Annotated in this window: 22 protein-coding genes and 1 other annotated feature; all 22 genes read right to left on the bottom strand. The window is 28.7% G+C overall.

What is annotated here, in order from left to right; all coding sequences use genetic code 11:
* Positions 1–130: 130 nt before the first annotated feature.
* Entirely contained in the window at positions 131–2,776 is a 2,646-nt protein-coding gene (gene alaS, locus HMPREF1092_RS04190) for an alanine--tRNA ligase (RefSeq protein ID WP_002597368.1), read from the bottom strand.
* 50 nt (positions 2,777–2,826) lie between these two features.
* Positions 2,827–3,003 (bottom strand) — a binding site (T-box leader).
* 65 nt (positions 3,004–3,068) lie between these two features.
* Positions 3,069–4,100, bottom strand: a complete 1,032-nt coding sequence (locus tag HMPREF1092_RS04185; RefSeq protein ID WP_002597367.1) for an AI-2E family transporter — start codon at positions 4,098–4,100, stop codon at positions 3,069–3,071.
* Positions 4,078–4,584: a PRC-barrel domain-containing protein gene (locus HMPREF1092_RS04180; RefSeq protein WP_002597366.1), complete on the bottom strand. Its 507-nt coding sequence runs from the start codon at positions 4,582–4,584 to the stop codon at positions 4,078–4,080. The genes HMPREF1092_RS04185 and HMPREF1092_RS04180 overlap by 23 nt, the downstream gene beginning before the upstream one ends.
* Positions 4,585–4,675: 91 nt before the next feature.
* Complete coding sequence (mnmA, locus tag HMPREF1092_RS04175) at positions 4,676–5,752, bottom strand: tRNA 2-thiouridine(34) synthase MnmA (RefSeq protein WP_040413611.1); 1,077 nt, start codon at positions 5,750–5,752, stop codon at positions 4,676–4,678.
* Position 5,753: 1 nt separating this feature from the next.
* Complete coding sequence (gene nifU, locus HMPREF1092_RS04170; protein ID WP_002597364.1) at positions 5,754–6,191, bottom strand: Fe-S cluster assembly scaffold protein NifU; 438 nt, start codon at positions 6,189–6,191, stop codon at positions 5,754–5,756.
* A gap of 25 nt (positions 6,192–6,216) precedes the next feature.
* Positions 6,217–7,395, bottom strand: coding sequence for a cysteine desulfurase NifS (gene nifS, locus HMPREF1092_RS04165; RefSeq protein ID WP_002597363.1), 1,179 nt, complete (start codon positions 7,393–7,395; stop codon positions 6,217–6,219).
* Between the two features lies 1 nt (position 7,396).
* On the bottom strand, positions 7,397–7,852 hold the full coding sequence (locus HMPREF1092_RS04160) for an RrF2 family transcriptional regulator (protein WP_002597362.1): 456 nt from the start codon (positions 7,850–7,852) through the stop codon (positions 7,397–7,399).
* 104 nt (positions 7,853–7,956) lie between these two features.
* Positions 7,957–9,198 carry a replication-associated recombination protein A gene (locus HMPREF1092_RS04155; RefSeq protein ID WP_002597361.1) on the bottom strand — a complete coding sequence of 414 codons (1,242 nt, stop codon included), beginning with the start codon at positions 9,196–9,198 and terminating at the stop codon, positions 7,957–7,959.
* Positions 9,199–9,321: 123 nt separating this feature from the next.
* Positions 9,322–9,813 carry a GNAT family N-acetyltransferase gene (locus tag HMPREF1092_RS04150; RefSeq protein WP_002597360.1) on the bottom strand — a complete coding sequence of 164 codons (492 nt, stop codon included), beginning with the start codon at positions 9,811–9,813 and terminating at the stop codon, positions 9,322–9,324.
* 99 nt (positions 9,814–9,912) lie between these two features.
* On the bottom strand, positions 9,913–10,173 hold the full coding sequence (locus HMPREF1092_RS04145) for a hypothetical protein (RefSeq protein ID WP_002597359.1): 261 nt from the start codon (positions 10,171–10,173) through the stop codon (positions 9,913–9,915).
* Positions 10,174–10,233: 60 nt separating this feature from the next.
* Complete coding sequence (locus HMPREF1092_RS04140) at positions 10,234–10,647, bottom strand: hypothetical protein (protein WP_002597358.1); 414 nt, start codon at positions 10,645–10,647, stop codon at positions 10,234–10,236.
* A gap of 143 nt (positions 10,648–10,790) precedes the next feature.
* The gene (locus tag HMPREF1092_RS04135; protein ID WP_002597357.1) at positions 10,791–11,594 is read right to left on the bottom strand and encodes an acetyl-CoA carboxylase carboxyltransferase subunit alpha; all 804 of its coding nucleotides are present in this window, start codon (positions 11,592–11,594) and stop codon (positions 10,791–10,793) included.
* Positions 11,587–12,459, bottom strand: a complete 873-nt coding sequence (gene accD / locus HMPREF1092_RS04130) for an acetyl-CoA carboxylase, carboxyltransferase subunit beta (protein ID WP_002597356.1) — start codon at positions 12,457–12,459, stop codon at positions 11,587–11,589. Before accD ends, HMPREF1092_RS04135 begins: the two co-directional genes overlap by 8 nt.
* Complete coding sequence (locus HMPREF1092_RS04125; protein ID WP_002597355.1) at positions 12,460–13,818, bottom strand: acetyl-CoA carboxylase biotin carboxylase subunit; 1,359 nt, start codon at positions 13,816–13,818, stop codon at positions 12,460–12,462.
* A gap of 10 nt (positions 13,819–13,828) precedes the next feature.
* Positions 13,829–14,251 carry a 3-hydroxyacyl-ACP dehydratase FabZ gene (gene fabZ, locus HMPREF1092_RS04120; protein ID WP_002597354.1) on the bottom strand — a complete coding sequence of 141 codons (423 nt, stop codon included), beginning with the start codon at positions 14,249–14,251 and terminating at the stop codon, positions 13,829–13,831.
* 2 nt (positions 14,252–14,253) lie between these two features.
* Positions 14,254–14,754, bottom strand: coding sequence for an acetyl-CoA carboxylase biotin carboxyl carrier protein (accB, locus tag HMPREF1092_RS04115; protein WP_002597353.1), 501 nt, complete (start codon positions 14,752–14,754; stop codon positions 14,254–14,256).
* Between the two features lie 15 nt (positions 14,755–14,769).
* On the bottom strand, positions 14,770–16,005 hold the full coding sequence (gene fabF, locus HMPREF1092_RS04110) for a beta-ketoacyl-ACP synthase II (protein WP_002597352.1): 1,236 nt from the start codon (positions 16,003–16,005) through the stop codon (positions 14,770–14,772).
* Between the two features lie 14 nt (positions 16,006–16,019).
* Positions 16,020–16,760, bottom strand: coding sequence for a 3-oxoacyl-[acyl-carrier-protein] reductase (gene fabG / locus HMPREF1092_RS04105; RefSeq protein WP_002597351.1), 741 nt, complete (start codon positions 16,758–16,760; stop codon positions 16,020–16,022).
* 25 nt (positions 16,761–16,785) lie between these two features.
* Positions 16,786–17,721: an ACP S-malonyltransferase gene (gene fabD, locus HMPREF1092_RS04100; protein ID WP_002597350.1), complete on the bottom strand. Its 936-nt coding sequence runs from the start codon at positions 17,719–17,721 to the stop codon at positions 16,786–16,788.
* 2 nt (positions 17,722–17,723) lie between these two features.
* The gene (gene fabK, locus HMPREF1092_RS04095; protein WP_002597349.1) at positions 17,724–18,653 is read right to left on the bottom strand and encodes an enoyl-[acyl-carrier-protein] reductase FabK; all 930 of its coding nucleotides are present in this window, start codon (positions 18,651–18,653) and stop codon (positions 17,724–17,726) included.
* Between the two features lie 130 nt (positions 18,654–18,783).
* Complete coding sequence (gene acpP / locus HMPREF1092_RS04090) at positions 18,784–19,008, bottom strand: acyl carrier protein (RefSeq protein WP_002597348.1); 225 nt, start codon at positions 19,006–19,008, stop codon at positions 18,784–18,786.
* Positions 19,009–19,051: 43 nt separating this feature from the next.
* Positions 19,052–20,026, bottom strand: coding sequence for a beta-ketoacyl-ACP synthase III (locus HMPREF1092_RS04085; RefSeq protein WP_002597347.1), 975 nt, complete (start codon positions 20,024–20,026; stop codon positions 19,052–19,054).
* Between the last annotated feature and the right edge of the window lie 10 nt (positions 20,027–20,036).

Below are 20,036 nucleotides of genomic sequence, written 5' to 3'. Positions count from 1 at the left end.
TGCTATGCAGCTCCACCCCCTCACTTTATTAAAGGATTTATCTTTAATACTCTTTCTAGTATTAACAAATAATTTTTTATTTATGCAAACTTTACTATTTAATTATAACCTATATTTTTTTAAAAGTACACTACTTTACTAAACTTTGGATTACTTCATAAGCTTTTTCCATTGCTTTATCTATATTTTCTGGTGATTTTCCTCCTGCTTGAGCCATATCAGGTCTTCCACCACCGCCACCGCCAACTACAGTAGCAACTTCTTTAATTATTTTTCCACAATGGATTCCATTGTTAATTACATCTTTAGTTGACATAGCTACAAGATTAACTTTTCCAGAAGCTTTACTTAAAAGTACTACAACTCCTGAACCAATTTTATTTCTTATTTTATCTCCTAAATCTCTTAAAGCATTTCCATCAACATCTTCTAAATCATATACTACTACTTTAACTCCATTTATATCTTTAGCTGAGTTAATTATATCATCTTCAGCTCCTGAAGTTAATTTTGCTTTTAATTCATTTATTTCTTTTTCTTTTTCTTTTATTTCTGATGCTTGACCTTGAATTCTCTTTATTATATCTTTTTCGTTACATTTTAATGTAGAACAAGCATTTTTTAATGTATTTTCTTTTTCTTCCATATATTTTATAGCTTCAAATCCTGTTATAGCTTCTATTCTTCTCATACCAGCTGCAACACCTGATTCGTTAACTATTTTAAATAATCCAATTTCTCCTGAATTACATACGTGTGTTCCACCACATAATTCTATTGAATAATCTCCAACTTCTACAACTCTAACTAAATCTCCATATTTATCATCAAAAAGTGCCATAGCGCCTTTAGTTTTAGCTTCTTCAAGAGTCATTTCATTTGTATCTACATTAAATACATCCATTATCTTTTCATTTACTAAGTCTTCAACTTTTCTTAGTTCTTCTGGAGTTACTCCTTGGAAATGAGTAAAATCAAATCTTAATCTTTCTGAATCAACATATGAACCTGATTGGTTTACATGTTCTCCTATAACTTCTCTTAATGCTTCATGTAACATGTGAGTTGCTGTATGGTTTTTACAAATTGATTTTCTTCTCTTAATATCTATTTCAAGAATTCCTTTATCCCCTACTTTTACTTCTCCTTCTTGAACTTTTACATAGTGAATAATTTTTCCACCAACATTTTTCTTTGTATCATATACAAATATTTTAAAATTATCACTAGTTATAGTTCCTTTATCTCCAACTTGACCTCCCATTTCTGCATAAAAAGGAGTTTTATCTGTAACTATAAATCCTTTTTCACCTTCTACTAAGCTTTCTCTTACTTCTTCATCAGTGCCTAAGAATAAAATTTCACCTTCTATTTGGCTTTTCTCATATCCTATAAATTCAGTTTCTATTTCTCCTGGAACTGAGTTTACTGGTGAATCCTCACCACCCATATAAGTAAATTCACCTCTTGCGCTTCTAGCTCTCTCTCTTTGTGAATTCATTTCTTTATCGAAAGCTTCTCTATCTATAGACATTCCTTTTTCTTCAAGGATTTCTTCTGTTAATTCATAAGGGAAGCCATAAGTGTCATAAAGTTTAAATGCTTTTTCTCCACTTAATACATTCTCTTTTGAAGCTTGTAATTCATCAATATATCCTAAAAGTATTCCCATACCTGAATCTATTGTTTCATTAAATCTTTCTTCTTCAAGAGTTATTATTTTCTTTATATAATCATTTTTTGAAATTAATTCGTCATATTCTCCACCATAGTTATCTACTACTGATTGAACTACTTCATTTAAGAATATTCCTTTAATTCCAAGAACTCTACCATGTCTTGCTGCTCTTCTTAGAAGTCTTCTTAAAACATATCCTCTACCTTCATTACTTGGTTGAATTCCATCACAAATCATCATAGTTACACTCTTAACATGATCAGTTATTATTCTTAATGAAATATCCTTTGCTGGGTCTTCTCCATAGTTAACTCCTGAAAGTTTAGAAACAGTTCCTAATATATTTTTAACTGTATCAATTTCAAATATATTATCTACTCCTTGCATTATAGTTGCTATTCTTTCAAGCCCCATTCCTGTATCTATATTAGGATTTTGTAATCTTTCATAATTTCCTTTTCCATCACCATCAAATTGAGTGAAAACAAGGTTCCAAAATTCTATAATTCTATCATTATCACTTTCACGTACAAATTCTTCAGCTGAAGTTACAGCTCCTTTACTTGGATCTTTATCAAAGTGAATTTCTGTACATGGACCACATGGACCAGCTCCGTGTTCCCAGAAGTTGTCTTCTTTTCCTAATCTAAATATTCTGTTTGTATCTATATCAGTAGATTTTTTCCATATTTCAAAAGCTTCATCATCTTCTAAATATATAGTTACATATAATCTATCTTTTGGTATTTCTAATTCTTTTGTTATGAATTCCCAAGCCCATGGAATTATTTCTTCTTTAAAATAATCTCCAAATGAAAAGTTTCCTAACATTTCAAAGAAAGTTCCATGTCTTGATGTTTTTCCTACATTTTCTATATCTCCAGTTCTAATACATTTTTGACATGTTGTTATTCTTTTTCTTGGTGGCTCTTGTAGTCCTGTAAAATAAGGTTTTAAAGGCGCCATTCCAGCATTTATTAATAGTAAACTTTTATCATTCTTTGGTACAAGAGAAAAGCTTTTTAATCTTAAATGATCTTTACTTTCAAAAAATTTTAAATATGATTCTCTTAAATCATTAGTTCCTATAAATTTCATAAAATTACCTCCATTTTTATATAAAAAAAGTTTCCGTCACTTGCAATAAAACAAGGGACGAAAACATAAATTTCCGCGGTACCACCCTAATTATGTAGCTTATTCTACACCACTTTAAGTTATAAGCTCCTAGGTAGCTTCAATTTATTTGAAATAAAAGTTTTCACCAAACACTTTCTCTCTAAAATTTCAAAATTAAATTTACTCATCCTAATCATAGCCTTAAATATTAATTTAACTAACAAAATTATATTTTATATATTTTCTTCTGTCAATATTCTATCTTTTTATTTTAAAAAATATAGTAATTTATATCATCATAAATAACTTTTATTATTACTGCTAATGGAATAATAAATATCATCCCTCCTATACCTCCTAATTTTTCTCCTAATATAAGAAGAACTAGGATTATCATAGGATGTATGTCTGTGCTATCTGCTGTTACTTTTGGTGCAATTAAATTCCCTTCAATTTGTTGAACTATTAATATTCCTATTATGGTCCAAATAGCTAGAGATGGTGATTGGATAAGAGCTATAAAAACTGCTGGAATTCCTCCAAATATTGCTCCAAAATAAGGAACTATATTAAAAACTCCATTTATAACTGCTAATAAGAAAGTAAATTTTAAACCTAATGCCCAAAATAAGAAAAATGATAATATAGTTGTGATTCCACAAAGTACAATCTGACTTAATATATATCTTTCCAAAAGAATATTTATGTCCTTAAATATTTTTCTTATTAAATTCCTTTTTCTTATTGGTATTAACATATAAAGACTATTTGCAATTTTATCTCCATCACTTAGAAAATAATAACTTAAAATTGGTATTATTATATATGAAAGAATATTTTTAGATAAATTTATTATAAAATCTAAGCTTTCATATGATAAATTGGCTAAAAATCTCCACATTTTTTCTTGACCTTGATTATACAAAGTATTAATAACTGTATTATTATTTAATCTTAAATTTTTCTCAAATTCTATAAAATAAAGATTTAACTTTTCAAAAATTTCACCAATATTCCCTGCCTCATTAATTAATTTTGGAATAGTAACTACTATAAATACTGTAATTAATAAAATTAATCCTACAAGTATTATTAAGGTAGATATTCGTTTAGATAATCCAAACTTATTTTTTAATATATCTCTTAAAGGTTTTAATACATATGCTATTATGGCAGATATAATTATTAAATTTACTAATTCACTTATTATTTCAACTTTAAAATATAAAAAAAATAGAATTATTATTAAAAATATTATTCCTAATATAAATGATATTTTTTTAAGCTTTTTCTTTTCTACCATCCTCTCTATTCACCAACCCTTTAGCTAAAATCTTTAATTCAATATTTTTATTTCCTATGTACATAATTGATTGTTCTCCCAAAATACAATCTTCAATTAAAAATATTTTTTTACCTTTTATTATTTCTTCTATTATTCCAGTGGACACTATTAAGCCTACTATACTATAATTTTCTCTATTTATTATCAAATCTTCTAAGACACCTAACATATGTCCATTTAAATTTAATATTTCTAATCTTTTTATATCTTTAAAATAAAGTCCATTAAATTTAATAGACTCTTCTATTATTACCTTCTCATTTATAGATATAACTTTATCTATAGGAACAAAATTTTTTTTTGAAAATAAACTACTTAATGAAAGTTTAAAGCCTATAATTTTTCCACAAAAAAAATCTAAAACTAAATCTTCAATTATTCCTAAAAATTTACCTTCCTTATCATAAACTTTTTTCATATAGAAATATTTGCTTCTAATCACTTTAAATACCTCCAGATTTAATACCATTATTTTACCCAGTTCCCATTTTTATATGCAAAAAAAGAGTTGACATAAGTCAACTCTTTTAATATTAAGCTAAGCCTTCTATGACTCCGCCACCTACAACTATTTCTCCATCATAAAATACAACAGATTGCCCTTTTGTGATAGCTCTTTGCTCATCTTCAAATACTACTTTAACTTTTCCATTATTTAATGGAATTATTGTAGCAGGAGCTGGTTTTGCTGTATATCTTACTTTTGCTTGAACTTTCATTGGTTCTTCTAAAGTATCAAATGGAATAAAATTCACATCTTTTGCAACTAAAGCATTTTTAAATATATTTTCTTCTGAACCAAGAATAACTTCATTTTTCTTAGCATTTATTCCAATAACAAATACTGGTTTTCCTAATGCTAATCCTAATCCTTTTCTTTGTCCAATTGTATAATATACTATTCCTTTATGTCTTCCTAGTATATTACCTTTTTCATCTACAAAATTTCCTTCTTTAACTTCTTCTGGTCTAGCTTCTTTTATATATCTTCCATGATTATTATCATGAATAAAACATATTTCTTCACTATCTTTTTTATTATGAACAGCTAGACCTATTTCTTTAGCTATTTCTCTTATTTTATCTTTTGTATATTCACCACAAGGCATAAGTGTGTGAGCTAATTGATCTTGAGTTAAATTATATAATGCATAAGTTTGATCTTTTCTATCATCATCTGATCTTATAAGAAGATATCTGCCATCTCTTTCTTCAACTTTTGCATAATGTCCTGTTGCTACATATTCAGCCCCAATTCCTCTAGCCTTTTGTAATAATTCATCAAATTTTAAGTATTTATTACAAGCTATACAAGGATTTGGAGTTTTTCCATCTATGTATTCTTGAACAAAATAATCTATAACTTTTTCTTTAAATGATTTTCTAAAATTAAAAACATAAAAAGGTATATCTAATTTTGCAGCAACTCTTCTAGCATCTTCTACTGCTGAAAGTGAACAACAACCACCTTCTCTTTCTTCAAATTCAGCATCTTCTTGCCATACTTGCATAGTTATACCTATTACATCATATCCTTGTTTTTTTAAAAGGTAAGCAGCGACGGAGCTATCTACTCCGCCGCTCATACCTACGACAACTTTTTTCTTCATATTATTCTTCACCATGAACGTGGTCGTGTAATGCATCATGATCAGTTTCTTCAAAGTCCCATGCTCCAAGACCTTGTTTTTCTCTGTAATCATTGATAGCTTTGTGAATAGCTTCTTCTGCTAAAACTGAACAGTGCATTTTTACTGGTGGAAGACCATCTAATGCTTCTGCAACAGCTTTGTTACTTAAATCCCAAGCTTCTTCAAGGCTTTTCCCAATAATTAATTCTGTTGCCATTGATGATGAAGCAATTGCTGATCCACAACCAAATGTTTCAAATTTAGCATCTTTAACTATATTATCTTCTATTTTTAAATAAACTCTCATGATGTCTCCACATTTTGCATTTCCAACTTCTCCAACACCATCAGCATTTTCTATAACTCCTACATTTCTTGGATTTCTGAAATGATCCATAACTTTATCTGTATATATCATATTAATTATCTCCTTTAACTCTAAACTATTTTTCGTTTTTTATAAAATCTGTCCATAATGGTGACATTTTTCTTAATCTTTCAATGATTGGTGGTAATGTTTTTATTACATAATCAACATCTTCTTCTGTTGTTCCATCCCCCATTGTTAATCTTAATGATCCATGTGCTTTTTCATGTGGAAGCCCTATTGCTAAAAGTACATGTGAAGGATCTAATGAACCTGATGTACAAGCACTACCACTAGAAGCGCATACTCCTTCAAAATCTAATGAAAGAAGAATTGATTCACCTTCTATAAACTCAAATCCTACATTAACATTACCTGGAAGTCTTTTATCTCCTCTTGGTCCATTTAATCTTGAATATGGTATAGTTAATAAACCATCTATAAGTTTATCTCTTAAAACAGTTAACTTTTTAATATGCTCATCTAAGTTTTCAGTTGCTAATTCAATAGCTTTACCTAAACCTATAATTGAAGCAATATTTTCTGTACCTGCTCTTCTATTTCTTTCTTGACCACCACCGTGGATTAAATTGTGAATTCTAACTCCTTTTCTTATGTAAAGAACTCCAATTCCTTTTGGTCCATAGATCTTATGTCCAGCTAATGATAAAAGATCAATGTTCATATCTTTAACATCTATTTTTACATTTCCTACAGCTTGAACAGCATCTGTATGGAAAAGAACTCCTCTTTCTTTACAAATAGCACCAATTTCTTTTATTGGAGCAATAGTTCCTATCTCATTATTTGCAAACATTATTGTAACTAAAATTGTTTTATCAGTTATTGCATTTTTTAAATCTTCTAAATTTATAAATCCCTCTTCATCTACATCTAAATAAGTAACTTCATATCCATTTTTCTCTAAGTATTCACAAGTATGTAATACTGCATGGTGTTCAGTTTTAGCTGTAATTATATGATTTCCTTTATTTTTATAAGCAGCCGCTATTCCTTTTATTGCCCAGTTATCAGCTTCTGATCCGCCACCAGTGTAATAAACTTCGCTTGGATCACAATTTAATGCTTTTGCTACTTGACCTCTTGCTTTATCTATAGCCATCTTAGTTTCTCTTGATATTCCATAAAATGATGACGGATTTCCAAATTTCTCTGTAAAAAATGGTAACATTTCTTCTAATACTTCTGGTTTTACATATGTTGTGGCAGCATAGTCCATATATACTGTTTTCATTTTAATTCACCTCTGATTTTTCTATTACTAACTTTTGATTTTTATCTTGTATTTTTTTATAATCATCTACTATATCTTGAAGAGTTACTCCCTCCATTACTTCATCGATGCTTTCTTTAATTCTTTTCCATAGCATTCTTGTGGCACAACATTCTACATTATTACAAGCTACACCATCAATGCAATCTGCAATTTCTATTGGGCCTTCTAATATATACATTATATCTGAAACTCTTATTTCTTTAGGTTCTTTATTTAAAACATATCCTCCTTGAGCTCCTCTTATACTTCTTATAAGCTTAGCTTTTCTAAGGGGACTAAATAATTGCTCTAAATAATATTCAGATATATTTTGTCTTTTTGATATTGTTTTTATTGATACTGGAGCTTCTCCATAGTTAATGGCTAAATCTACCATAGCTTTAACTCCGTATCTTCCTTTTGTTGATAATTTCATCTCATCACCCCTTAAAGTAGAGTAAGTTACTACGATTTCTGTTTATATCTTACCAAAGCACTCGGTTATTGTCAATAAACTTATGTTAATAAACTTTTAAAATTCTATTTTATTTTTTCCCAATACTTTTCTAAAGCTTCTTCATATTTATTATGACAACTTTTATAATATTTTTTTCCTACCAATTCATCAGGTAAATACTGTTGCTTTATATAATTATTTGGATAAGAATGAGGATATTTATAACCTCCAACTCCAAGATTTTTTGCTCCTCCATAATGACAATCTTTTAAGTGATTTGGAATATCTCCAAAATTCATATTTTCTAAATCTTTAATAGCACTTTCAATTGCCATGTATGCACTATTTGATTTTGGTAATGTTGCTAAATATATAACTAATTCTGAAAGTATTATTCTTGCTTCTGGAAATCCTACTTTCAGGGCTAATTCTAATCCCGAATTAACTACTGTTAATGCATTTGGATGAGCTAATCCTATATCTTCACTAACTATTACTCCTAATCTTCTAGTTATAGCTATTAAATTTCCACTTTCTATTAATCTAGCTAAATAATGAACTCCTGCATCTGGATCACTTCCTCTAATACTTTTCTGTAATGCACTTAAAAGATTATAAAATTCATCACCACTACTGTCACTTCTCATATGAGATTGTCCAAGCTCTTCTATCTCTTCAACTGTTATAGACTTTTTATTTTTAGATTGTGAATTTATACAAAGTTCTAAAATATTATAGGCCTTTCTATAATCTCCTTGTGATATCTCTCCTATATATTTTAAAGCTTCTCTTGTATATGAAACTTCTATTCCATTTTCTATTAATTTCTTAAGTGACTTTTCTAATCCAATTATTATATCTTCTGAATCTAAAGGTTCAAATCTAAAAATATTACATCTACTTATTATAGCTTTATGAATAGAAAAATATGGATTTTCCGTAGTACTTGCAATTAACGTTACTTTTCCATTTTCTATAAATTCTAATAATGCTTGTTGTTGCTTTTTACTAAAGTGTTGAATCTCATCTAAATATATTACCACTCCATTATAATTCATTAAAGTATTTAAACTTTCTGTTATCTCTTGAATATCTTTTATTGAAGCTGTTGTGGCATTTAATTTATAAAACTTTCTATCAACATAATTAGCCATTATGTTAGCTAAAGTCGTTTTTCCTGTTCCTGGAGGTCCATATAAAATGCAATTAGGTATCATTTTATTTTTTATTAATTTATATAAAGGCTTATTTTCTCCTAAAATATTTTTTTGTCCATAAAAATCTTCTATTTTTGTAGGTCTCATAAGTTCTGCTAAAGGTTTCATTTTATTCACCTCATTTATTTTACTTCATAAACTATATTCTACCTTATAATTTTATATATTCAAATATTATAGACAATAAAAAAGCTCTAAGGTGTCTTTTAAAATCCCTAGGCTTTTAATAAATTAAAATATTATTTTACTTCTTCTTTCCATTAAGACTACATCCATCCATGTTCCATCTGGCATTCTAGCAACTCTATCTCTTATTCCTATAGTTCTAAATCCACATTTCTCATGTAGTCTAAGACTCCCTTTATTGTTTCTTATTATTACAGCTTGTATACTCCATATTCCTTCTTCTTCTGTCTTTTTTACAAGAGCATTTAATAAAGCGCCTCCAACACCTCTACCTTTGTAATCTTTATCTATGTATATGCTTAATTCAACAACTCCATTATAAGCTTCTCTAGGTGATATATGTCTTACTGCTGTCCATCCAATGACTTCATCATCTTCACAAATTACTAATCTACATTTTTTTAAATATACAGAGTCCCAAAATTCAAAGGTTGGAACTTTATTTTGAAAAGTTGCACCACTTTTTATTCCATCCCCATAAATCCTTTCAACAGACTTCCAATCTTTATTTTCCATTTCTCTAATAATGTACTTCAACTCTCCACCTCATATATTTATTTCATTTGTTTAGAAACAGACTAATTATACATTAATAAATAAGACTAAGCAATGAGAAATTTTTTAATTTCTCATTTGCTATAATCGTCCTATTAAATAGTAATTTTTAAATATTTCTTTCAATATTTCCTCATCTACATTCCTTAAAAAACTGTAGGCCAATCCACAATATGTTAATCCGAAAATAGGTAATCCTTTAAACTCTATATCTGATAAGCTTATTACTCCTATTCCTCCTAATATTAAACTATATAAAAAAATCTCATCTTTAGTAATGCTCTCTTTAAATTTCTTTTTTATTCTATTAGGTGTTGGTACTACGATAGCTTTTATTATCATAAATCCTCATAATTTTATATTGATTTATATTAATATATTTTAAAGATTCTTTTTATAGAACTATTCAACTTGACTTTCTAATCTTCTTATAATATCAAGCATTTTATTTTCTCTAACTTCCATATTTCCAATTGCAACAATACAATTTATAGCATTTTCTGATAAATCCCATTTATACGCTTTAAATTTTATTTTGCTGTATTCTGGTAAATATTCTTCAATATCTACTCCAAGTTCTTCTGATAATGCTAAATATTCTTCAAATAATTCATCTTCAGTTAATTCATCTATATTACAAGTTTCACTTATTAATGAATTTAAATAATCTACACTTATACTAAGGTTAAAAGCAGCCATATCTTCTCTTTTAGTACCTTTACTCATATCCTTTAAAATATTAAAATCTGTATTTTCTCTTATAATATCTTCAATTTCTTTTGAATCTATTATTTTATTTCCAAAAACTATGTACATAACAAATTCCTTCTTTCCAAATAATATAGAAATACTTTAACAAAACCATTTATATAATTCAATACTATAATTCTTATTTAATAAAAATATTTTTCAAAAAAAATATTCATAATAGAAAAGTTCTATTATGAATATTCTTACAATTAATAATTTCTAAATTTAGAATATCTTTTATTTAATAGTTCATCTATATTTAATGAACTAATTTTATTTAATTCAGAAATTATAGCTTTTTTTATACTATTGGCCGTTTTAATTGGATTTTTGTGTGCTCCTCCATTTGGCTCTTTAACTATAAAATCTATAATTCCATATCCCATTAAATCTTGTGCTGTTATTTTCATTACTTCAGCTGCTTCTTTCATTTTACTTCCATCTTTCCAAAGTATAGATGCAAAACCTTCTGGTGAAAGAACTGAATAAATTGAATGTTCTAACATTCCTATAGAATCTCCAAGAGCTAAAGCTAAAGCTCCACCGCTTCCACCTTCACCAGTTATTAATGATATTATAGGAGTTTTAAGTTTGCTCATTTCAAGAAGATTAAGAGCTATTGCCTGCCCTTGCCCTCTTTCTTCTGCTTCAACTCCGCAAAAAGCTCCTGAAGTATCAACTAAACATATTACAGGTCTATTAAATTTCTCAGCTTGTTTCATTAATCTTAAAGCTTTTCTATATCCTTCTGGCTTTGGCATTCCAAAATTTCTTATTAAATTTTCTTTTGTATTTCCACCTTTAGTTATAGATATAACAGTAACTGGCTTGCCATCTAATAATGCTATTCCACCTATTACAGCTTTATCATCTCCAAAATTTCTATCACCATGAAATTCTATAAAATCTTCAAAGATGTTATTTATATAAAATTCTCCTGTAGGTCTATCTTTATGTCTAGCTACATTTACTTTTTCCCATGGAGACATAGTTTTTATTAATCCCCTATTCATACCTCTTACCTCCATGAATTTTTAGTATTTTATATACACAAGTTCTTAAATCTTTTCTTTCTACTATTTTATCAACAAAACCTTTTTCCAACAAAAATTCTGCTGTTTGAAAATCTTCAGGTAAAATTTGTTTTATTGTATTTTCTATAACTCTTCTTCCTGCAAATCCAATAAGTGCTTTAGGTTCACTAAGAATTATATCACCTTCCATTGCAAAACTAGCAGTAACTCCACCAGTAGTTGGATAAGTTAAAATTGTTATATACAAAAGTCCTTCATCACTATGCTTTGCTAAGGCAGCACTAACTTTTGCCATTTGCATAAGAGAAAATATTCCTTCTTGCATTCTAGCTCCACCTGATGCTGTAAATATTATAAGTGGTAATTTATCAGTTGTAGCTTTTTCTATTAAGCGAGTAAGTTTTTCACCAACTACAGTTCCCATACTTCCCATCATAAAGTAGCTATCCATAACTCCTATTGCAACTTTTACTCCATTTAAATTTCCTATTCCTGTTACAACTGCTTCACTACTTTCAGTATTTTTATGAGCTTTATCTAATTTTTCTTCATAGTCTTTAAAATCTAAAGGATTTTTTGTACTTAACTCTTTATAAAGTTCCTGAAAACTATCCTCATCTAGAAACATTTTTATTCTATCATAAGCTCTAAGTTTAAAATGGTGATTACATTTATTGCATACATAATTATTTTGCTTTAAGTCTTCGTGATATATTATTGAATTACAATTTTCACATTTATCCCACATACCTGATGGAATATTTGGTTGTGATTCTTTTACATCACTATTTATATTTTTAATTGTCCCATAACTTTTTTTCTTACTAAATAAATCTTTAAGCATCTATATTTTCTCCATTTTTTCCTTTAACTTATTTCCTAAAAAACCAGTATGATAATCACCATTTAAAAATTCTTCTGTTTCTAATAACCAATATTGAAATTCTATATTTGTTTTTACTCCTCCAACTCCAAATTCACTTAATGCTCTTTTCATTCTCATAATAGCTTCATTTCTATTATTTCCATATGCAATAAGCTTACCTATCATTGAATCATAGCAATGTGGAATTTTATATCCACAATATATAGCTGAATCTAATCTTACACCAAATCCTCCAGGAAGATATAATTCTGTTATCTTTCCAGGACATGGTCTAAAATCAAAATTTGGCTCTTCGGCATTAATTCTACATTCAATAGCATGACCTTTTATCTTTATATCTTCTTGTTTATAAGATAATTCTTTACCACTAGCTATTTTAAGCTGTTCTTTAACAATATCTATACCAGTAACCATTTCAGTTATTGGATGTTCTACTTGTATTCGCGTATTCATTTCCATAAAATAAAAATTTTTATCTTTGTCAACCAAGAATTCAATTGTTCCTGCATTTTTATAATTTACAGCTTTAGCTGCATTTTTAGCAATCTCCCCTATTTTATTTCTTAGTTCATTATCAATAATAGAAGATGGAGCTTCTTCTAGGACCTTTTGATTTTTTCTTTGGAGAGAACATTCTCTTTCACCTAAATGAATTACATTTCCATAATTATCTCCTAATATTTGAAATTCAATATGTTTAGGATTTTCTATAAATTTTTCAATGTATAATGTATCATCTCCAAAACATGCCATTGCTTCTGATTTAGCAGTATTATATCCTTTTTCAAATTCTTCTAAGTTATAAGCTATTCTTATTCCTTTTCCGCCGCCTCCAGCAGAAGCTTTTATTATAACTGGATATCCTATTTCTTCAGCAATTTCTCTAGCATGATTTAAATCTTTTATTTTTCCTTCAAACCCAGGAACAATAGGTACATTTGCACTTTGCATTATTTCTCTAGCACGAGCTTTGTTTCCCATTAATTCAATTGATTCATAATCAGGTCCTATAAATTTTATGTTACATTCTTTGCACATTTTAGCAAATTTCGCATTTTCTGATAGAAAACCGAAACCTGGATGTATAGCATCAGCCCCTGTAAGAACACATGCACTCAATATATTAGTTATATTAAGATAACTATCTTTAGCCATATATCCCCCAATACATACTGCTTCATCTGCAATTTGAGCATGAAGTGCTTCTTTATCAATATCTGAATAAACAGCAACTGTTCCTACTCCTAATTCTCTACATGCTCTTATTATTCTTACTGCTATTTCTCCTCTATTTGCTATTAAAACTTTTTTAAACATAAAAACTCACCTATCCTATTGCAAACATTATCTCTGCCTCACAAACCTTTTTTCCATCAACACTTGCTATACCTTTTCCTATTCCTACTGGACCTCTAAGTTTTATTATTTCACAACTTAATTCTAATTTATCTCCTGGAACTACTTTTTGCCTAAATCTTACTTTATCTGCTCCAGCAAAAAGTGGTATTTTCCCTTTAAATTCTTCTTTACTTAATAAAGCTACCGCTCCTACTTGAGCTATTGCTTCTAATATTAACACTCCTGGCATAACTGGCTCATTTGGAAAATGGCCATTAAAAAACTCTTCATTCGCAGTTACATTTTTATAGCCTGTTATGCTTTTCCCTTCTTCAATTTCTGTTATTCTATCAACAAGAAGAAATGGGTATCTATGAGGTAAAATTTCTTTTATTTCTTTTATATTCATCATAATTATTTAACCTCCTTAATTTTGAAAATAGGTGTTCCATACTCAACCATATCTCCATCTTTAACTAAAACTTCTATTACTTCACCATTAAATTCGCTTTCTATTTCATTCATTAACTTCATAGCTTCTATTATACATAAAATATCTCCAGATTTAACTTTATCTCCAATTTTTACAAATGGATCACTATCTGGTGATGAAGCTGAATAGAATGTTCCAACCATTGGTGAAGTTATAATTATTCCTTCTAATTTATTAAAAGTTTCTTTATCCTTTTCAATTTCTTCTACTAATTCTTTTGCAGATTCTTTTTTATTTTCATTTCTTTTAATTTCTTCTTTTTCTTCTATATAAGTAACAGATTTACTACTATTATCAGAAACTAAATTTCTAGTTAATGATTTATCCATTTTTATACGTCCATCATTAGTTTCTATTTCTAAATACGCTATATCTGAAGAATTAATTAATTCTATTAATTCTTTTATTTCCTTAATATCCATAACTTCTCCCTATTCCTACATCCACTTTTTAAATAATAAAGTTGCGTTGTGTCCACCAAATCCTAATGAATTTGTTAATGCACAATTAACTTCACATTGTCTTCCCTCATTAGGAACATAATCTAAATCACAATCTTCATCTTTATTTTCATATCCAATTGTTGGTGGTATATAGTTATCTAGTATTGATTTTACACAAACTATAGCTTCAACACCACCAGCAGCTCCTAAAAGATGTCCTGTCATTGACTTTGTTGATGATATTGGTATTTTATATGCAAAATCTCCAAAAGCTTTTTTAATTGCATTTGTTTCAAATTTATCATTTAAAGGAGTTGATGTTCCATGAGCATTTATATAAGAAACATCTTCTTTTTTTATTCCAGCTTCTTCTATTGCTAAAAGAATAGCTTTGGAAGCACCATTTCCTTCTGGATCTGGTGAAGTAATATGATATGCATCACAAGTTGTTCCATATCCTACTATTTCACATAAAATATTAGCTCCTCTTTTCTGTGCTGATTCAAGAGATTCAAGAACTAATATACCAGCTCCTTCTCCCATTACAAATCCACTTCTTTCTTTATCAAAAGGTATTGAAGCTCTTTTTGGATCATTAGAAGTATTTAAAGCTTTTAGACTACTAAATCCTCCTACAGAAACTTTAGTTATAGGAGCTTCTACTCCTCCTGCAAGCATTATATCTGCATATCCATGTTTAATTTCTCTAAAAGCATCTCCTATACAATTAGTTCCTGTAGCACAAGCCGTAACAACAGCTAATGAAGGTCCTCTTAATCCATATTTAATTGAAATGTTTCCTGATGCCATATTTACTATAGACATAGGAATAAAGAATGGACTTACTCTTCCATCAGGATTTTTTGTCATTTTCGCTACTTCATTTTCTATTGTTTGGAATCCACCAATTCCTGATCCAATCATAACCCCAATTCTATCTCTATCAAGAGTATCTAAATCTAAATTTGCACTTTTTATAGCTTCATCTGCTGCTGCTAATGCAAATTGTGAAAATCTATCTAACCTTTTACTTTCTTTTTTTCCTACTGCTTCAACTGGATCAAATCCTTTTACTTCTCCAGCAATTTTAACTGTTGTTTCATCATTATTATATAAAGTTATAAAATCTATACCATTTTTTCCTTCCTTGGCATTCTTCCAAAATTCTTCTACATTATTTCCTATAGGTGTTAACCCCCCCATACCTGTTACTACAACTCTTCTATTCATTACTTTTTCCTCCACTACATTACCATTCCACCATCAACATTTATAACTTGCCCAGTTATATATGATGATTCTTCTGAAGCTAAAAATGCTACTAAATTTGCCACATCCTTTGCTTCTCCAAGTCTCTTTAACGGAATTGATTTTTTAGCTTCATCTTTAAATTTATCTCCTAATGCATAAGTCATATCTGTTTCTATAAATCCAGGAGCTACTGCATTTACTCTTATTCCTCTGCCTCCAAGTTCTTTTGCTAATGACTTAGTCATTCCTATAACGCCTGCCTTTGATGCTGAATAATTTACTTGCCCTGCATTTCCTACTATTCCAACTACTGATGAAAGATTTATTATATTTCCTTCTCTTTGTCTAACCATAATTGGAGTTATTCCTTTTATGCAGTTAAATACTCCTTTTAAATTTACATCTATTACTGAATTAAAATCTTCTTTTTTCATTCTTAATACAAGTGTATCTTTAGTTATTCCTGCGTTATTTATCATAATATCTATTTTACTAAAATATTCTTTTGCAAAGTTAATCATATCTTGAACACCATCAAAATCACTTATATCACATTTATAAACTAAAGCAGTTACTCCCATATTTTCTAATTCTATTTTTAACTCTTCTGCCTCTTTATCATTACTTCTATAATTTATTAATATATTTACACCTAAAGCGGCTAATTTTTTTGCTATTTCTCTACCAATTCCTCTTGTTGCACCTGTTACAATTGCATTTTTTCCTTTTAGCATAAATTCCTCCAACTATTTCTATTAATCATATTTGTTTAATATTTTTCATACAATTATTTAGACTTTCTATATCATATACATTTAATATTTTTACTTTTCTATCTATTTTTTTTACAAATCCAGTAAGTGTTTTTCCAGGACCTATTTCAATAAAAGTATCTACTCCTTTTGAAATCATATCCCTTATTATTTTTTCAAAATAAACTGATTTAATCATATGATTTTTAAGTGTATTTTTTATATTATCTTCTTTAACATATAAGTTACCTTTTAAATTTGAATATATTTTTTCATCTATTTCATTAAATTTTACTTTTTCTATATAATTATAAAATTCTTCACTTGCTTCTTTTAAAAGAGAGGTATGAAAAGCTCCACTAACCTTTAAAGGAATAGCCATTCCTCCAAGTTCTTTTGCAATTTCAATACTCTTATCAATAGGATCACTTTCTCCTCCTATAACAATTTGTCCTGGACAATTATAATTTGCTACTTCTATAATTCCAAATTCTTTACATCTATTAACTAATTCTTCAACTTTATCTTCTTTTAATTTTAAAACAGCTGCCATTTTACCTTTAACTTTTATTCCGGCTTCTTCCATTATTCTTCCACGCTCTTTTACAAGCTTTATTCCATCTTCAAAAGATATAACTCTACTGTGTATTAAAGCTGTATACTCTCCAAGACTTAATCCGCATGAATAATCACATTCTATTCCTTCATTTTTTAAAGCCTCAGCTGCTGCTAAAGAAGTTAAAACTATTGCAGGTTGAGCTATACTAGTCTTTTTAAGTGTTTCTTCATCACCATTAAACATTTTATTTAATATATCCATATTTAATAAATTTTCTCCACTTTCAAAGACATTTTTACACTCTTCTCTATTTTTAAATAAATCTTCTCCCATTCCTATTGTCTGTGCACCTTGCCCAGAAAAAAGAAAACCTATCTTTCCCATAATTAGCCCTCCAAGTCTTTAATTAAACTTTTTGCTCCATTTATTAAATCTTCAACTATTTCTTTACATGTTTGCTCTTTATTAATAAGTCCTGATATTTGTCCTGCCATTACTGATCCTGTAACTACATCTCCATCTTTAGCTGCTCTCGGAAGAGATCCTCTTCCTAACTCTTCTAACTCTTCTATATTTGCATTTTCTTTTTCAAGTTTCATATATTGCCTTGATAATTTATTTTTCAAAACTCTAACTGGATGCCCTGTTGATCTTCCAGTTACTTCTGTATCTATATCTTTAGCTGATAAAACTTTATCTTTATAATTTTGATGTACAGTACATTCTTTTGCTACTAGAAATCTTGTTCCTATTTGAACTCCTAATGCTCCTAGCATAAATGATGCTGCTACACCTCTTCCATCTCCTATTCCCCCTGCTGCGATTACAGGTATACTTACAGAATCAACAACTTGTGGTATTAAAGTCATTGTTGTTAATTGTCCTACATGTCCTCCTGATTCTGTTCCTTCTGCTATTATTGCATCTGCCCCCATTTTTTCCATTCTTCTCGCAAGAGCTACTGAAGCTACTACTGGAATAACTTTTATTCCATGTTCTTTCCACATTTCCATATACTTTCCTGGACTACCTGCTCCTGTTGTTACTACTGGAACTTTTTCTTCACATACTAATTTAGCAACTTCATCTGCATGTTCAGACATTAACATTATATTTACTCCAAATGGTTTATCTGTAATCTCTTTAACTTTTCTAACTTCTTCTCTTATCCAATCTATTGGAGCTGTTCCTGTTATAATTCCTAATCCTCCTGCCTCACTTACAGCAGCTGCTAATGAAGAATCAGCAATCCAAGCCATCCCTCCTTGTAAAATTGGATATTCTATATTTAACACGTCACAAATTCTATTTTTCATTAAAAATCCTCCTGATATATTATGAATGACTTTTCTTTATATAATTAAATCGGGATCTACTTTTTAAGAAGAGCCCGATTTTCTATTTTAAAGTTTTTACTCCATTAAATTAATTACAAGTAAACTTTAATTAAGCATTTATTTTTGATTGAACATACTCTACAGCATCTTTAATGCTTTTAATTCTTTCTGCATCTTCTAATTGTATTCCAAATTTTTCTTCAAGCTCTATAACTACTTGGAAAAGATCTAAAGAATCTGCTCCTAAATCTTCAAATGTTGTTTCCATAGTTACTTCATTTTCTTCTACTCCTAATTGTTCACATACAACTTCTCTAATTTCTTCAAATATCATTTTTCATTCCTCCAAATTTTAATATTTTTTATTTCTATAATTTTTACCATTTTATTAGGGTTGAACCACAAGTTAACCCTCCACCAAAACCAACTAATATTATTTTCATACCTTTTTTTATCTTTCCTTCTTCAAAGGCATTATTTAGCGCAATTGGTATTGATCCTGCTGATGTATTTCCTACATCTTCTAAATTTATATAAAACCTATCTAAAGGTAAATTTAGCTTTTTTGCAGCATATTCTATAATTCTTAAATTTGCTTGATGAGGTATTATTAAATCTATATCATTTAATGTATATTCTGTATTCTCTAAAACTTTTTCTATAGATGAGGTCATTGATTTAGTTGCAAACTTAAATACTTCTCTACCATTCATCTTTATATATTTATGTTTTTCTACTTTTTCCTCTATGAAAGGATTATTTACATCTACCGCACCTGCTATTAAAGTCTCACCTTTTTTCCCATCTGATATACTATATGAATTTATAATTCCTTCCTTTGAATCTGAAGTTTCTAAGACACAAGCTCCTCCTCCATCTCCAAAAAGTATACATGTACTTCTATCAGACCAATCTACTATTTTAGATAATGTTTCTGCTCCAATTATAAGTGCTTTTTTATATCTTCCAACTGCCATTAAACTTCTTCCAACTTCTAAAGCATATATAAATCCAGTACAGGCTGCATTTATATCAAATGCTGTTGCATTTTCTGCTCCAATTTCTTTTTGGATTATACATGCTACTGATGGAGTAAAATTATCTGGAGTTAATGTAGCAACTATAATTAAGTCAATATCTTCTCCTTTTACTTTTGCTCTATCTAAAGCTATTTTTGCAGCTTTATTTGCTATACTTGAAGTATCTTCACCTTTTGATATTCTTCTACTTTTAATGCCTGTTCTTTCAACAATCCATTCATTATTTGTTTCTACTAACTTACTTATATCTTCGTTAGTAATTATATTTGAAGGTAAATATGCTCCAACAGATTTTATTTTAACTGCATTCATTTATTCTCTC

It is taken from the genome of Clostridium thermobutyricum, from assembly GCF_000371465.1.
Taxonomy (GTDB): domain Bacteria; phylum Bacillota; class Clostridia; order Clostridiales; family Clostridiaceae; genus Clostridium; species Clostridium thermobutyricum.
Note: the sequence above shows the minus strand (reverse complement) of the source record. Positions and strands in the feature narration are given on the sequence as shown.

Bases quoted from the DNA above. Each gene is read 5' to 3' on its own strand.
- alaS (WP_002597368.1), bottom strand. From the start codon at position 2,776: ATGAAATTTATAGGAACTAATGATTTAAGAGAATCATATTTAAAATTT.
- fabZ (WP_002597354.1), bottom strand. From the start codon at position 14,251: ATGATGAATATAAAAGAAATAAAAGAAATTTTACCTCATAGATACCCA.
- HMPREF1092_RS04160 (WP_002597362.1), bottom strand. From the start codon at position 7,852: ATGAAATTATCAACAAAAGGAAGATACGGAGTTAAAGCTATGGTAGAT.
- HMPREF1092_RS04140 (WP_002597358.1), bottom strand. From the start codon at position 10,647: ATGTACATAGTTTTTGGAAATAAAATAATAGATTCAAAAGAAATTGAA.
- HMPREF1092_RS04185 (WP_002597367.1), bottom strand. From the start codon at position 4,100: ATGGTAGAAAAGAAAAAGCTTAAAAAAATATCATTTATATTAGGAATA.
- HMPREF1092_RS04155 (WP_002597361.1), bottom strand. From the start codon at position 9,198: ATGAAACCTTTAGCAGAACTTATGAGACCTACAAAAATAGAAGATTTT.
- HMPREF1092_RS04145 (WP_002597359.1), bottom strand. From the start codon at position 10,173: ATGATAATAAAAGCTATCGTAGTACCAACACCTAATAGAATAAAAAAG.
- nifS (WP_002597363.1), bottom strand. From the start codon at position 7,395: ATGAAAACAGTATATATGGACTATGCTGCCACAACATATGTAAAACCA.
- nifU (WP_002597364.1), bottom strand. From the start codon at position 6,191: ATGATATATACAGATAAAGTTATGGATCATTTCAGAAATCCAAGAAAT.
- HMPREF1092_RS04085 (WP_002597347.1), bottom strand. From the start codon at position 20,026: ATGAATGCAGTTAAAATAAAATCTGTTGGAGCATATTTACCTTCAAAT.
- fabD (WP_002597350.1), bottom strand. From the start codon at position 17,721: ATGGGAAAGATAGGTTTTCTTTTTTCTGGGCAAGGTGCACAGACAATA.
- fabK (WP_002597349.1), bottom strand. From the start codon at position 18,653: ATGAAAAATAGAATTTGTGACGTGTTAAATATAGAATATCCAATTTTA.
- HMPREF1092_RS04135 (WP_002597357.1), bottom strand. From the start codon at position 11,594: ATGAATAGGGGATTAATAAAAACTATGTCTCCATGGGAAAAAGTAAAT.
- accB (WP_002597353.1), bottom strand. From the start codon at position 14,754: ATGGATATTAAGGAAATAAAAGAATTAATAGAATTAATTAATTCTTCA.
- fabF (WP_002597352.1), bottom strand. From the start codon at position 16,005: ATGAATAGAAGAGTTGTAGTAACAGGTATGGGGGGGTTAACACCTATA.
- mnmA (WP_040413611.1), bottom strand. From the start codon at position 5,752: ATGAAGAAAAAAGTTGTCGTAGGTATGAGCGGCGGAGTAGATAGCTCC.
- fabG (WP_002597351.1), bottom strand. From the start codon at position 16,760: ATGCTAAAAGGAAAAAATGCAATTGTAACAGGTGCAACAAGAGGAATT.
- accD (WP_002597356.1), bottom strand. From the start codon at position 12,459: ATGCTTAAAGATTTATTTAGTAAGAAAAAAAGTTATGGGACAATTAAA.
- acpP (WP_002597348.1), bottom strand. From the start codon at position 19,008: ATGATATTTGAAGAAATTAGAGAAGTTGTATGTGAACAATTAGGAGTA.
- HMPREF1092_RS04125 (WP_002597355.1), bottom strand. From the start codon at position 13,818: ATGTTTAAAAAAGTTTTAATAGCAAATAGAGGAGAAATAGCAGTAAGA.